Source organism: Sphingomonas adhaesiva, assembly GCF_036946125.1.
GTDB lineage: Bacteria > Pseudomonadota > Alphaproteobacteria > Sphingomonadales > Sphingomonadaceae > Sphingomonas > Sphingomonas adhaesiva_A.
Genome location: NZ_JAQIJT010000002.1, coordinates 1,870,934 through 1,883,544 on the forward strand (window position 1 = coordinate 1,870,934; position 12,611 = coordinate 1,883,544).

The 12,611-nt window shown below is 69.8% G+C and carries 14 protein-coding genes and 1 tRNA gene; 7 read left to right on the plus strand and 8 right to left on the minus strand.

Translation table 11 applies throughout. The features are described from left to right. Positions 1-37: 37 nt before the first annotated feature. From ccmC to PGN23_RS15200, 4 genes are all read right to left on the minus strand, one after another. Positions 38-763 carry a heme ABC transporter permease CcmC gene (ccmC, locus tag PGN23_RS15185; protein ID WP_335303853.1) on the minus strand — a complete coding sequence of 242 codons (726 nt, stop codon included), beginning with the start codon at positions 761-763 and terminating at the stop codon, positions 38-40. A 172-nt stretch (positions 764-935) separates the two neighbouring features. Beyond that, positions 936-1,493 carry an FKBP-type peptidyl-prolyl cis-trans isomerase gene (locus tag PGN23_RS15190; protein ID WP_335303854.1) on the minus strand — a complete coding sequence of 186 codons (558 nt, stop codon included), beginning with the start codon at positions 1,491-1,493 and terminating at the stop codon, positions 936-938. Positions 1,494-1,594: 101 nt separating this feature from the next. Beyond that, entirely contained in the window at positions 1,595-1,801 is a 207-nt protein-coding gene (rpsU, locus tag PGN23_RS15195) for a 30S ribosomal protein S21 (protein WP_007404630.1), read from the minus strand. Between the two features lie 113 nt (positions 1,802-1,914). Further along, complete coding sequence (locus tag PGN23_RS15200) at positions 1,915-2,769, minus strand: carbon-nitrogen hydrolase family protein (RefSeq protein WP_443019790.1); 855 nt, start codon at positions 2,767-2,769, stop codon at positions 1,915-1,917. Positions 2,770-2,914: 145 nt separating this feature from the next. Between PGN23_RS15200 and cysS the strand changes: the two genes are divergently transcribed. From cysS to PGN23_RS15215, 3 genes are all read left to right on the plus strand, one after another. After that, positions 2,915-4,345: a cysteine--tRNA ligase gene (cysS, locus tag PGN23_RS15205; RefSeq protein ID WP_335303857.1), complete on the plus strand. Its 1,431-nt coding sequence runs from the start codon at positions 2,915-2,917 to the stop codon at positions 4,343-4,345. Between the two features lie 134 nt (positions 4,346-4,479). After that, on the plus strand, positions 4,480-5,427 hold the full coding sequence (locus PGN23_RS15210; RefSeq protein WP_335303859.1) for a D-2-hydroxyacid dehydrogenase: 948 nt from the start codon (positions 4,480-4,482) through the stop codon (positions 5,425-5,427). A 76-nt stretch (positions 5,428-5,503) separates the two neighbouring features. Continuing rightward, on the plus strand, positions 5,504-5,653 hold the full coding sequence (locus tag PGN23_RS15215; RefSeq protein WP_335303860.1) for a hypothetical protein: 150 nt from the start codon (positions 5,504-5,506) through the stop codon (positions 5,651-5,653). A gap of 31 nt (positions 5,654-5,684) precedes the next feature. Here the strand turns inward: PGN23_RS15215 and PGN23_RS15220 are convergent, their stop codons facing one another. Continuing rightward, the gene (locus tag PGN23_RS15220) at positions 5,685-5,870 is read right to left on the minus strand and encodes a hypothetical protein (RefSeq protein WP_335303861.1); all 186 of its coding nucleotides are present in this window, start codon (positions 5,868-5,870) and stop codon (positions 5,685-5,687) included. 123 nt (positions 5,871-5,993) lie between these two features. Between PGN23_RS15220 and PGN23_RS15225 the strand changes: the two genes are divergently transcribed. The 3 genes from PGN23_RS15225 (at position 5,994) to PGN23_RS15235 (ending at position 8,457) form a co-directional block, all read left to right on the plus strand. Next, the gene (locus tag PGN23_RS15225; RefSeq protein WP_335303862.1) at positions 5,994-6,776 is read left to right on the plus strand and encodes an SDR family oxidoreductase; all 783 of its coding nucleotides are present in this window, start codon (positions 5,994-5,996) and stop codon (positions 6,774-6,776) included. 69 nt (positions 6,777-6,845) lie between these two features. Further along, positions 6,846-8,216, plus strand: a complete 1,371-nt coding sequence (locus tag PGN23_RS15230) for a class II 3-deoxy-7-phosphoheptulonate synthase (RefSeq protein ID WP_335303863.1) — start codon at positions 6,846-6,848, stop codon at positions 8,214-8,216. A gap of 166 nt (positions 8,217-8,382) precedes the next feature. Further along, positions 8,383-8,457 (plus strand) — tRNA-Glu (locus PGN23_RS15235). 322 nt (positions 8,458-8,779) lie between these two features. Here PGN23_RS15235 and glpX read toward each other — a convergent pair. The 3 genes from glpX to PGN23_RS15250 all read right to left on the minus strand — a co-directional run bounded on the left by glpX (position 8,780) and on the right by PGN23_RS15250 (position 11,332). Then, positions 8,780-9,751: a class II fructose-bisphosphatase gene (gene glpX, locus PGN23_RS15240; RefSeq protein ID WP_335303864.1), complete on the minus strand. Its 972-nt coding sequence runs from the start codon at positions 9,749-9,751 to the stop codon at positions 8,780-8,782. Between the two features lie 100 nt (positions 9,752-9,851). Next, positions 9,852-10,670, minus strand: a complete 819-nt coding sequence (gene dapD, locus PGN23_RS15245) for a 2,3,4,5-tetrahydropyridine-2,6-dicarboxylate N-succinyltransferase (RefSeq protein WP_335304623.1) — start codon at positions 10,668-10,670, stop codon at positions 9,852-9,854. After that, complete coding sequence (locus PGN23_RS15250) at positions 10,670-11,332, minus strand: pyrimidine 5'-nucleotidase (protein ID WP_335303865.1); 663 nt, start codon at positions 11,330-11,332, stop codon at positions 10,670-10,672. Before PGN23_RS15250 ends, dapD begins: the two co-directional genes overlap by 1 nt. 237 nt (positions 11,333-11,569) lie before the next feature. Here PGN23_RS15250 and PGN23_RS15255 point away from each other — a divergent pair, with 237 nt between their 5' ends. Beyond that, positions 11,570-12,568 carry an LLM class flavin-dependent oxidoreductase gene (locus tag PGN23_RS15255; RefSeq protein ID WP_335303866.1) on the plus strand — a complete coding sequence of 333 codons (999 nt, stop codon included), beginning with the start codon at positions 11,570-11,572 and terminating at the stop codon, positions 12,566-12,568. Positions 12,569-12,611 lie beyond the last annotated feature (43 nt).

Consider the following 12,611-nt stretch of genomic DNA (forward strand, 5'->3'; position numbering starts at 1 on the left):
AGCGCATAGGCCGCGGTGACGAAGGCCCACTGCCCCGTCATGCGCGCGCCCTCCGACGCATCCGCGCCTCCGCCTTGGCCGCGGCGAGCATCGCGCGCATCCGCATCAGGACGATCCCGCCGAACAGCAGGGTGAAGCCGATCGTCGTGATCGGCAGCGGCCACAGCAAGGAGCGATCGATCGTGGAGCTGGTCAGTCCGATGCTGGGCCCCTGGTGCAGCGTGTTCCACCAGATCACCGAATAGCGGATGATCGGCAGCAGCACCGTGCCTGCGATCCCGTAGAGCGCGGGCACGCGCCCGTCGCCGCCGCGCTCGCGATCGGCGTTCGACAGCGCGATGAAGCCCAGATAGACGAAGAACAGCAGCAGCATCGACGTCAGCCGCCCGTCCCACTGCCACCACGTCCCCCATGTCGGCCGCCCCCAGATCGCGCCGGTGACGAGGCACAGCGCGGCGAAACAGGCGCCCGGCAGCGCGATCGCGCGCGCCGCGACGGCCGCGAGCGGGTGGCGCCAGACGAGATAGACGATGCTGCTGATCGCGATCCCGCTCCAGCCCCCCATCCCCAGCCAGGCGGCGGGGACATGGATATAGAGGATGCGCACCGTCTCACCCTGAAGATAGTCGGCCGGCGTCTGCGTCAGCCCGGCCCAGCACCCGATGGCGATCAGCACCCCGCCCGTCCACCACAGGATCGGCGTCAGCGGTCGCGCGAGGCGCAGGAACCGCGCGGGATTGGCAAGGGCATGAAGGGTGGCCACGATGCCGCTCGATAAGACAGGATCACGGCGCCGTCATCCCCCCGCGATCGGGGAAAAGATGCCGCGCCCGGTCAAGGAATGACGGCCCGTGGCTCGCGCCGTCGTGGAGAGGAAAACGGCGCCGCGGATATGCTCCGCGACGCCGTGCCTATGGTGCCGTCGGTCGGCCGGATCAGCGCCCGGTCGGCGGCGCTCCCGCGCCCGGCGCGCCGCCACCCGGCATGCCGCCGGCGCCGCCCATCATCTGCTGCTGCATCTGCAACTGGCGCAGCGTGGCCTCCGGGATGAAGTCCTGCAGCTCGACGTCGAAGACGAGCGTCGAATTGGGCGGGATCGGGCCGGTGGCGCGGTCGCCGTAGCCCAGTTCCGGCTTGATCCAGAAGCGATACCGGGCGCCCTTGTGCATCAGCTTCAGCCCCTCGGAGAAGCCGGGCACGACGCCCGCCACCGGGAAGGGCGTCGGCTGCTGCGACTTGTCGAAGGTGGTGCCGTCCAGCAGCTTGCCCTCATAGTTCACCAGCGCGACATCGGCGTCGGTCGGGCGTGCGCCCTTCACGTCGCCGGGCTTGATGACCTTGTAGCGCAGCCCCGACGGCGTCGTCAGGATGCCGGTGTCGCCCGCCCGCGCCAGCGCCACCCCGGCGACCAGCGCCAGGATCAGCCCGACGACGAGCCACGTCACATAGGCACGCTTCACAGGCTGGAGCGGAACGGCGGTCACGGTCGACATGCGGCAAATCCCGATTCGCGAGCGACCGCGAACGGTCGCCGCCGGAAGAGAACATCAGGCGTGCCGGCCCCGGTCAGCGGGCACCGGCCGGCGACACGTTCTTACCGTGCGCCGTCGCGCTCGGCGCGCTTGCGCTCCAGCTTGCGCGCACGACGCACCGCCGCCGCACGCTCGCGCGCGCGCTTCTCGGACGGCTTCTCGTAGTGGCGACGCAGCTTCATCTCGCGATACACACCCTCGCGCTGCAGCTTCTTCTTGAGCGCACGAAGGGCCTGGTCGACGTTGTTGTCGCGAACGATGATCTGCATAAAACCGTAAGACTCCGGACGAAACGGGTTATAGCGGCTGCGGGCATAACCCGCGCCGAACGCACCGCCCCTAGCAGCACGTCCGCAAAACCGCAACCCGCGCGCGCCCAGACCTAACCGACCACCATCGGCGCCGGCACCGCGCGGCGGTGGCGCAGCGCGGGCACCCGCGCGCGGACGTCGGCGGTCATCGCCGCGTCGATGTCGGCATAGCCGATGCCGGGCGCCTCCCCCATGTCCAGCACCACCTGTCCCCAGGGGTCCACGACCAGCGAATGGCCGTAGGTGGCGCGCCCGTCCTGATGCTCGCCCGTCTGGGCGGCCGCCACGACCCACACGCCCGCCTCGATCGCGCGGGCGCGCAACAGCGTATGCCAATGCGCCTGCCCGGTCGGGCGCGTGAAGGCGGCCGGTACCGACAGCACCTCCGCCCCGGCATCGGTCAGCGCGCGATAGAGATCGGGGAAGCGCATATCGTAGCAGATCGACAGGCCCAGCGGCCCGACCGGGGTGCGCACCACGACCGGGCGGTCGCCGCCGGCATAAGCGGCCGACTCGCGATAGCGCTCGCCATTGGCCAGATCGACGTCGAACAGGTGCATCTTGTCGTAGCGCGCGCGGATGCTGCCCGTGTCGTCGATCACGAAGCCGCGATTCGCCATGCGCGGGTCCTGCCGTCGCAGCGCCAGCGACCCCAGGTGGACCCATACGCCCGCGCTGGCCGCGGCCTCGCGCACCGCGACCAGCACCGCATCCTCGCCCTCTTTGCGCACCGACGCCGCGGCCCGCTCGCGGTCGCGGTCGAGCAGCCCCGACATCTCGGGCGTGAAGACCATCCGCGCACCTTGCGCCCCCGCGGTCGCGATCGCCGCGACCAGCGCCGCGGCATTGGCGGCGGGATCGATACCCGTATTGGTCTGGACGACGGCAATCTTCGGCACGCATTTCTCCTCGACGGCGACCCTCATGCGGCCAACGCCCGCGCTGTGGCCCGCGCGCCACACATAGCGGGAAAATTCGACCCGGTGCAGCCATGCCGTCCGTCCGGATCGAATCGCCCCCGCCGCGTCATCGGGCTTGCGTGGCGACGCCGCCCTCGCGCATGGGCGCGGGATGACCGGCGCGCCCCTGATCCTGTACAACAGCCTGACCCGTAGCGCGGAGCCGTTCCGCCCGCTCGATCCGAGCAACGTGCGCGTCTATTCGTGCGGCCCGACCGTCTACAACTATGCGCATGTCGGCAATCTGCGCGCCTATGTCTTCACCGATACGCTGGCGCGGACCATCCGGTGGAAGGGCTGGCCGCTCACCCATGTCATCAACATCACCGATGTCGGCCACCTGACCAGCGATGCCGACGCCGGCGACGACAAGATGGAGGCCGCGGCGCGCGCGCAGGGCCGCGACATCTGGGCGATCGCGCGGCATTACACCGACGCGTTCAAGCAGAATCTCGCCGATCTGAACATCACGCCCCCCACCCACCTGCCGCTGGCGACCGATCACGTCGCGGAGATGATCGAATGGGGCGTCCGGATCGCGGACAGACACTGCTACCGGCTCGCCGACGGCCTGTATTTCGATACCACCACCGTTCCCGACTACGGCCGGCTGGCGGGGGCCGCGGACGATGCGGCGCATGCGCGGATCGAGGCGGTCGCCGGCAAGCGCCATCCGCAGGACTTCGCGATCTGGCGCGCGACCCCGCCGGGCGAGACGCGCCAGATGGAATGGGATTCGCCCTGGGGCCGCGGCGCGCCGGGCTGGCACCTGGAATGTTCGGTGATGGCGGCCAAGTACCTGGGCCCCGCGTTCGACATCCACACCGGCGGGATCGACCACCGCGAGATCCACCACCCCAACGAGATCGCGCAGAACCAGGCGCATTGCGAGTGCGCCGACACCGGCGCGCAGCTGTGGATGCACAACAACTTCCTGGTCGATCGCACGGGGAAGATGAGCAAATCCTCGGGCGAGTTCCTGACGCTCGCGCGCCTTGTCGAGCGCGGCTTCCACCCCCTGGCGTACCGTCTGATGTGCCTTCAGGCGCATTATCGCAGCGAGCTGGAATTCTCCTGGGAGAATCTCGCCGCCGCGCAGGTGCGGCTGAAGCGACTGGTCCACGCCGTCGCCGCGCTGAAGGCGCGGGGCGAGACGCCCGCGACCGGCAGCGCCGCCGCGTACCGCGAGCAGCTCGACGCCGCGCTGTCCGACGACCTCAACACCCCGCGCGCACTGCCGGTGCTCGACGCGATGCTGGCCGACAAGAAGGTATCGCCCGCCGACCGCCTCGCGATGCTGGCGGAGTTCGACGCGGTGCTCGGCCTCGACCTGCTCCAGCGCGACCGCGCCGGCCTGCGCGTCCGCCCGGCGAGCGCGACGATCGACGCCGACACGATAGAGGCGCGCCTGGTCGAGCGGCGCGAGGCGCGCGCGGCGAAGGACTTCCCCCGCTCCGACGCGATCCGCGACGCGCTCGCGGCCGCAGGCGTCGAGGTGATGGACGGCGACCCGCTCGGCTGGGACTGGAAGCTCAATCCGTGAACCTCGTCACCCCCGGGCCCTTCGACTTCGCTCAGGGGAGTCTTGACCCGGGGGCTCGCTTCCTGTGCAAGGTCAATCAGTAAGCGGGACGCCGGATCACGTCCGGGGTGACGAAAGCAAGCGGGAGAGGCACGATGTCCGAACTCAAACTGGTCCTCCCCGCCGCCGCGCGCCCGCTGCTCGAGCCGCACCTCCCTGCCGACGTCACCGTGGACTGGTTCGCCAGCGCCGCCGAGGCGAAGGCGATGACCGCCGATGCCGATATCGCCTGGATCGACATGGAGTCGAAGACCGCGATGCGCGACGCCATCATCGGTGCCGGCCCGCGGCTGAAATGGGTGTCGACGCTGTACGCGGGGCTCGACGCCTTGCCGCTCGACGATCTGAAGCGCCGCGGCGCGACCGTCACCAACGGCGCGGGCATCAATGCGATCGCGGTCGCCGAATATGCGGTAATGGGGGTCCTGGTCGGCGCCAAGCGCTTCGACCAGGTGCTGCGCGCGCACGACCGCCACGAATGGCCGCGCGACGCACCGGGCAAGATGGAGCTTTTCGAGAGCCGCGCGCTGATCGTCGGTTACGGCGCGATCGGGCGGCTGATCGGCGAGCGGCTGGCCGCGTTCGGCGTCGCGGTGACCGGCGTCACCCGCTCGGGCCGCGACGGTACGATCCGCCCCGATGCGTGGCGCGCGCGGCTGGGCGAATTCGACTGGGTCATCCTCGCCGCGCCCTCTACCGACGCGACCCGGGCGATGATCGGCGCGGCGGAGCTCGCCGCGATGAAGCCCTCCGCCTGGCTCATCAACATCGCGCGCGGCGACATGATCGACGACGACGCGCTGATCGCGGCGCTGACCGACAAGAGCATCGCCGGCGCCTTCCTCGATCCCACCAACCCGGAGCCGCTTCCTGCCGATGCCGCCTTGTGGGACGCCCCGAACTGCATCGTCACGATGCATCTGTCGGGCCGCAGCCAGACAAAGATGTTCCAGCGCGCAGGCGCCCTGTTCCTGCGCAACCTGGACGCGTTCCGCGCCGGTCGCGCGATGGAGAATGTCGCCGATCTCGACGCAGGTTATTGAGCGCGCGCCGCGCATTTGTCATCGCGCGCCCATCTTGCCATAGGGGCCGCATCGTCGGCGCGAGAAGGAGCATGACTTGGAACTGCGACTGGTCATCGCCTATTTGATTATTGCCGCGTTCGTGGTCGGTGTGGTCATCGGCGCGATCGTATTTCAGCGTCGCCGCGCCGCGCGACGGCTGCGGATGCGCGGGGTGAAGGTCGACCAGCGGGCCCAGCGTCCTTAGGCCCAGCGTCCTTAGGCCCAGCGTCCGTAGGTCAGCGGAACGCCACCGCGATCGCGGCGAAGATGGTGGCACCCCCGATCGGGGCCACCAGCAGCAGGAACAGGTTCAGCCCGATCACGCCGGTCATCACGCGCCGCTGACGCTCGGTGAGGCGCGGCTGCGGTCGCGGCGGCTGCCATGGCGGCGGTGCAGGCGTATCGCGGAAATCGACGAACATCGTGAGCCTCCGATCGAGACGCCATGCTCAACGATCGGCGTGGCACAACGCCTCACCTCCCCTTACCTTCCTCGATCGACGGGCTATTCTGCGCCCGCTTCGTCGCTTTGTGAAGGAAACCCCATGGACCTCGGCCTCTCCGGCAAGACCGCGATCGTCTGCGCCTCCAGCCACGGGCTCGGCCGCGCCTGCGCCACCGCGCTCGCCGATGCGGGATGCGCCATCGTCCTCAACGGCCGCCACACCGACGCGCTGGAGGAAGCCGCCGCCGCCCTGCGCGACCGCGGCGCTGCCGTCACGGGCGTCGTCACCGGCGACGTCGCCGACGACGGCGTGCAGCGGGCGCTGATCGATGCCGCGGGGCGCGCGCCCGATATCCTGATCAACAACAACGCCGGCCCGCCGCTGCGCGACTTCCGTCAGCTCGACGCCGATGCGCTGCACGCCGGGCTCGACGCCAACATGGTCACCCCGATCCGGCTGGTGCAAAAGGTGATCGATGGCATGATCGAACGCCGCTTCGGCCGCATCCTGTGCATCACCTCCGGCTCGGTGAAGTCGCCCGCCGCCGGGCTGGACCTGTCGAGCGGCGCGCGGGTCGGGCTCACCGGCTTCCTCGCCGGGGTGGCGCGGCAGGCCGCGCATGCCAACGTCACGATCAACTTCCTGCTCCCGGGCCTGTTCGCCACGCGCCGGCTGGAGGGCGTCCACGCCTTCGCCGCCAAGGCCCAGGGGGTCGACGTCGCGGAGGCCGAAAGGCGCGCCCGCGCCCGCGTCCCCGCCGCGCGCTTCGGCGATCCGGCGGAGTTCGGCGACGCCTGTGCGTTCCTCTGTTCCGCGCAGGCCGGATTCATCACCGGGCAGAGCCTGCTGATCGACGGCGGGGCCTATCCGGGACTGCTGTAAAGCGGAAGTTGTTTGCGGTTCGCGCACGATTCGGTCATGGACGCGCCCGCATTGGAAGGAAGATTACCGATGGCCACCAATTGGGCCCCCGACAGCTGGACCGCGGCAGAGGCACGCCAGCTCCCCGAATATCCCGACGCCGCCGCGCTGAACGCCGCCACGGAGAAGCTCACCAGCTTCCCGCCGCTGGTCTTCGCGGGCGAGGCGCGCAACCTCACCACCGACCTCGCGCGCGTGGCGGAGGGCAAGGCGTTCCTGCTCCAGGGCGGCGACTGCGCGGAAAGCTTCGCGGAGTTTCACCCCAACAACATCCGCGACACCTTCCGCGTCATCCTCCAGATGGCGGTCGTGCTGACCTATGCATCGAAGCTGCCGGTGGTGAAGGTCGGCCGCATGGCGGGCCAGTTCGCCAAGCCGCGCTCCGCCCCGACCGAGACGATCGACGGGGTCGAGCTGCCCAGCTACCGCGGCGACAACGTCAACGACATCGCCTTCACCGCGGAAAGCCGCATCCCCGATCCCGACCGGATGCTGCGCGGCTATGCGCAGTCGGCCGCGACGCTCAACCTGCTGCGCGCCTTCGCGCAGGGCGGCTATGCGAACCTCCACCAGGTCCACCGCTGGACTCACGACTTCATGGGCCGCAGCCCCTGGGCCGCGAAATATGCGGAGACCGCCGACCGGATCGGCGAGGCGCTCGACTTCATGGAGGCGTGCGGGATCAACCCCGACACGGTGCCGCAGCTGTCGCAGACCACCTTCTACACCAGCCACGAGGCGCTGCTGCTCCCCTATGAGCAGGCGATGACGCGGCAGGATTCGCTGACCGGCGACTGGTACGATACCTCCGCCCACATGCTGTGGATCGGCGACCGCACCCGCTTCGAAGGGTCGGCGCACGTCGAGTTCCTGCGCGGCATCGGCAACCCGATCGGGATCAAGTGCGGCCCCAGCCTGGAGCCCGACGCGCTGCTGGCGATGCTCGACACGCTCAATCCGGGGCGCGTGCCCGGGCGCATGACGCTCATCACCCGCTATGGCTATGACACGATCGAGAAGCACCTGCCCCGCCTGGTCCGCGCGGTGAAGCGCTCGGGCCATCCGGTGGTGTGGAGCTGCGACCCGATGCACGGCAACGTCGTGAAGGCGGCCAACGGCTACAAGACGCGCCCGTTCGAGCGCATCCTGGCCGAGGTCCGCGGCTTCTTCGCCGTGCATCGCGCGGAGGGCACGCATGCCGGCGGCATCCATGCCGAGATGACGGGGCAGAACGTCACCGAATGCACCGGCGGCGCGATCGACGTCACCGAGCAGACGCTGGCCGACCGCTACCACACGCACTGCGACCCGCGCCTCAACGCGGGCCAGAGCCTGGAGCTGGCGTTCCTGCTGGCGGAAATGCTCAACACCGAGATGGCGGAGCGCCGCAAGGCGGCCTGATGCGCCGGTAGGGGATCCTCCGGCCTGGTGCCCGGCGCAGGCCGGGCCCCGGGCGGGACGGCGCGCCGGGGCTGCCGGGTGGCGACGACCACCACCGGCGGAAAGGCGACGAATCCCCTTGACGCACCCGGCCCGCCTTCGTAACAGCGCGCCTCACACCGCGCACGGCCCCTTCGTCTAGCGGTTAGGACGTCGCCCTCTCACGGCGAAAACACGAGTTCGATTCTCGTAGGGGTCACCAGCGACATTGCGGTGTCGGATGCCACACTGTGGCTTACCCCCGCAATTTCGGTAGCGAAGCGGCTATAAGCGCTCCCGGTGTACCGCGGACTGCGGCACTCGCTTGGCTATCGCATCACACCGCTTGAGAAAGTGGATCGCGACCCGATCCGGGCGAGAGAGCACCCATTCGCAGCGCGTCTGGCATAAGCCACTGATTTCGTCGTGTCCTGACATCCCCGACGCGGCCCGAGCCCGGCCGCGAAACGCAGCCGTACGACGCGCGGGCGACTGGGCGAGCGCGCCAGGGGGCGAGCGGGGCGGCCTCGCGCCCCGCTTCGTCCTCAGCGATCCAGCCGGTGCTCGCCCTTCACCCAGCGCACGGTGCCCGAGGAGGCGCGCATCACGACGCTCTCGGTGCTCATCACCTTGCCCTTGCGCTTGACCCCGGCGAGCAGCGAGCCGTCGGTCACGCCGGTCGCGGCGAAGATGCAGTCGCCCTTCGCCAGATCCTTCAGATCGTACTGCCGGTCGAGATCCTCGATCCCCCATTTGCGCGCGCGGGCGCGCTCGTCGTCGTTGCGGAACAGCAGGCGGCCCTTGAACTGTCCGCCGACGCAGCGCAGCGCGGCGCAGGCGAGCACGCCCTCGGGCGCGCCGCCCGACCCCATATAGACGTCGATCGTCGTATCGGGATCGGTCGTCGCGATCACGCCCGCCACGTCGCCGTCGCCGATCAGCACCACGCCGCAGCCCAGCGCGCGCAGCTCCGCGATCAGCGCCTCGTGCCGCGGACGGTCGAGGACGCAGGCGATGATGTCCCTGGGCTCGACGCCCTTGGCCGCGGCGATCGCCTTCACGTTCTCGGTCGGCGAGCGGTCGAGGTCGATCACGCCCGCGGGCAGGCCCGGGCCGACCGCCAGCTTGTCCATATAGACGTCGGGCGCGTTGAGCAGCCCGCCCGCCTCGGCGATCGCGAGCACCGCCAGGCTGTTGGGGCCGGACTTGGCGCAGATCGTCGTACCCTCCAGCGGATCGAGCGCGATGTCGATCGCAGGACCGCTGCCGGTGCCGACCTTCTCGCCGATGTAGAGCATCGGGGCCTCGTCCCGCTCGCCCTCGCCGATGACGACGGTGCCGTCCATGTCGAGCTCGTTGAGCGCAGCGCGCATCGCCTCGACCGCGGCGGCGTCCGCCGCCTTCTCGTCGCCGCGCCCGGTCAGGGTCGAGGCGGCGATCGCCGCGGCCTCGGTCACGCGGACCATTTCGAGGACGAGAACGCGGTCGAGTACCTTGCTGGCGGTCGTCGTCGTCATGCTGCTGCCTGCCCCTGGATCGTTGATCGTTAAACGCGTTTAACGGGCTTAGAAGACACGCACGTGACGAACAAGCCCGTTGATCGCACGCGCGTACCGATCAATCCCGCAACAATTCGTTGATGCTGGTCTTGCTGCGGGTCTGCGCATCGACGCGCTTGACGATGACCGCGCAATACAGGCCGAGATTGCCGCCGGTCGAGCCGGGGACGACGACCGCATAGGGCGGCACCTCGCCGCGATAGACCTCGCCGGTGGCGCGATCGACGATCTTGGTCGAGGCGCCGAGATAGACGCCCATCGACAGCACCGCGCCCTCGCCGACGCGGACGCCCTCCGCCACTTCCGAGCGCGCGCCGATGAAGGCGCCGTCGCCGATGATGACCGGATCGGCCTGGAGCGGCTCCAGCACGCCGCCGATCCCGGCGCCGCCGGATATGTGGACGTTCTTCCCGATCTGCGCGCAGCTGCCGACCGTGGCCCAGGTATCGACCATCGTTCCTTCACCGACATAGGCGCCGATGTTGACGAAACTGGGCATCAGGACCGCGCCCTTCGCGACGTGCGCGCCGCGGCGCACGACGCTGCCGGGCACCGCGCGGAAACCCGCGGCGCGGAACGCGGCCTCGTCCCAGCCGGAGAACTTGCTCGGCACCTTGTCGAACCAGTGGCCCGCGCCCGGGCCGTTGTCGATCAGCACGTTGTCGTTGAGGCGGAAGGACAGCAGCACGGCCTTCTTGAGCCACTGGTTCACCTGCCAGCCGCCCCGACCGTCGGGCTGCGCCACGCGCGCCTCACCCGAATCGAGCAGCGCCAGCGCCTGCTCGACCGCGTCGCGCACCTCGCCCTGCGTCGTCAGGCCGAGCTCGGCGCGATGGTCCCAGGCGGCGTCGATCGTGGCGGCCAGGTCAGCAGTCATCATTCCTCCAGCAGGGATTCGAGCCAGGCGGTCACGTCGGTGACGCGGACGTCCACATAGGCGCGGTCGTGGTCGTGGTCCTGCTCGGACCCGTTGTCGACCCAGACCGTCGTCATGCCGATCGCCTTGGCGGGTTTCAGGTTGCGCGCCATGTCCTCGACGAACAGCGCGCGGGTGGGATCGATCGCGAAGGCGGCGCACAGCCCCGCATAGGCCGAGGCGGCCGGCTTGGGCACCAGGTCCATCGCATGGATGTCGTGCACCGCCTCGAAACTGGCACCCAGGCCGAGGCGGTCGAGCACCTTGAGCGCATACGGCTTGTCGCCGTTGGTGAAGACCAGCTTGCGCCCCGGCAGCTTCGCGAGTGCGGCGGCGAGCGGGGCGTTCTCCTCCAGCACGTCCATCTCGATATCGTGGACGTAGGTGAGGAAGTCGGCCGGATCGACCTCATGCTCCGCCATCAGCCCGGCGAGCGTGGTGCCGTGATCGAGGAAATGCTGCTTCTGGACGCGGCGCGCCTCTACGCGATCGAGGTCGAGCAGGCGCGCGACATAGGCGGTCATCCTCGCGTCGATCAGCGCGAACAGATTGGCGCGCGCCGGGTAGAGCGTGTTGTCCAGATCGAAGATCCAGGTATCGATATGGGCGAACGCAGGCGGCATCGGGGGCGGCGTGTAGTGGGTTTTGGCGGGGGGTGGAAGGCCGCCCGCGTCACTTCACGCCGTCATTCCCGCGAAGGCGGGTATCCAGAAGCGCTGTCGTCGATGGAGGCACGAGCGCAGCGCGTCTGGATCCCCGCCTGCGCGGGGATGACGGAAGGAGGCTGGGCAAAGTTGGCCTTTCCGCCCCCCAACGCCAAGCGACTGGTATCGAAACGCAACCGACCCCATGTTCCCGGCATGACCCGATATTCGCTCCTCGATCTCGTCCCCGTCACCGACACCGGCACGGTGGCGACCGCGCTGGCCAACGCCGCCGATCTCGCCCGCCATGCCGAGGCGTGCGGCTACAACCGCTATTGGGTGGCGGAGCATCACGGGATGGAGGGGATCGCGTCCGCCGCCACCGCGGTGGTGCTGGCGCATATCGGACAGGCGACGTCGACCATCCGCATCGGTGCGGGCGGGATCATGCTGCCCAATTCGGCGCCGTTGCAGATCGCCGAGCAGTTCGGGACGCTCGACGCGCTGTTTCCCGGGCGCATCGACCTGGGGCTCGGGCGCGCGCCCGGCTCCGACCAGCGCGTGGCGAACGCGCTGCGACGCAACCTGAACAGCGACGCCAACCAGTTCCCCAACGATGTCGTCGAGTTGCAGAGCTATTTCGCGGACGACGGACGCACCGGCATCCGCGCGACCCCGGGCGCGGGTGCCGCACCGCAGATGTGGATCCTGGGATCGAGCCTGTTCGGCGCGCAGCTGGCGGCGATCCTGGGGCTGCCGTACGCCTTCGCGTCGCATTTCGCGCCCGATGCGCTGGATCAGGCGCTGGCGATCTACCGCCGCGAGTTCCGGCCGTCGGCGGTGCTGGAGCGGCCCTATGCGATGGCGGGGTTCAACGTCTTCGCCGCGGACACCCATGCGGAGGCGGAGCTGCTCGCCTCGTCGCAGCAGCAGTCGTTCGTGGCGCTGCGCACCGGGACGCCGGGCAAGATGCGCCCGCCCGTGGAGGGTTATCGCCAGTCGCTGCCGCCGTCGCACGCCGCGATCCTCGACCATGTGCTGTCGGCGAGCGCGATCGGCACGCGCGACGAGGTGGCGCGCGGGATCGCCGCCTTCGTCGAGCGGACGGGGGTGGACGAGGTGATGGTGACGAGCGCGATCTACGATCACGACGCGCGCAAGCGCTCGGTGGCGCTGGCGGCGGAGGCGATGGCGGAGGTGCGCGTGGCGGCGTGAGGGTTGGCGCGCGCCGGGCTTGTCCCGGGGTCCAGGGCGTACG

What these genes read in the sequence shown, in the direction of transcription:
- PGN23_RS15190 (WP_335303854.1), bottom strand. Translation starts at nt 1,493, where the DNA reads ATGTCGACCGTGACCGCCGTTCCGCTCCAGCCTGTGAAGCGTGCCTAT.
- rpsU (WP_007404630.1), bottom strand. Translation starts at nt 1,801, where the DNA reads ATGCAGATCATCGTTCGCGACAACAACGTCGACCAGGCCCTTCGTGCG.
- PGN23_RS15200 (WP_443019790.1), bottom strand. Translation starts at nt 2,769, where the DNA reads ATGAGGGTCGCCGTCGAGGAGAAATGCGTGCCGAAGATTGCCGTCGTC.
- cysS (WP_335303857.1), top strand. Translation starts at nt 2,915, where the DNA reads ATGACCGGCGCGCCCCTGATCCTGTACAACAGCCTGACCCGTAGCGCG.
- PGN23_RS15210 (WP_335303859.1), top strand. Translation starts at nt 4,480, where the DNA reads ATGTCCGAACTCAAACTGGTCCTCCCCGCCGCCGCGCGCCCGCTGCTC.
- PGN23_RS15220 (WP_335303861.1), bottom strand. Translation starts at nt 5,870, where the DNA reads ATGTTCGTCGATTTCCGCGATACGCCTGCACCGCCGCCATGGCAGCCG.
- PGN23_RS15225 (WP_335303862.1), top strand. Translation starts at nt 5,994, where the DNA reads ATGGACCTCGGCCTCTCCGGCAAGACCGCGATCGTCTGCGCCTCCAGC.
- PGN23_RS15230 (WP_335303863.1), top strand. Translation starts at nt 6,846, where the DNA reads ATGGCCACCAATTGGGCCCCCGACAGCTGGACCGCGGCAGAGGCACGC.
- glpX (WP_335303864.1), bottom strand. Translation starts at nt 9,751, where the DNA reads ATGACGACGACGACCGCCAGCAAGGTACTCGACCGCGTTCTCGTCCTC.
- dapD (WP_335304623.1), bottom strand. Translation starts at nt 10,670, where the DNA reads ATGACTGCTGACCTGGCCGCCACGATCGACGCCGCCTGGGACCATCGC.
- PGN23_RS15250 (WP_335303865.1), bottom strand. Translation starts at nt 11,332, where the DNA reads ATGCCGCCTGCGTTCGCCCATATCGATACCTGGATCTTCGATCTGGAC.
- PGN23_RS15255 (WP_335303866.1), top strand. Translation starts at nt 11,570, where the DNA reads ATGACCCGATATTCGCTCCTCGATCTCGTCCCCGTCACCGACACCGGC.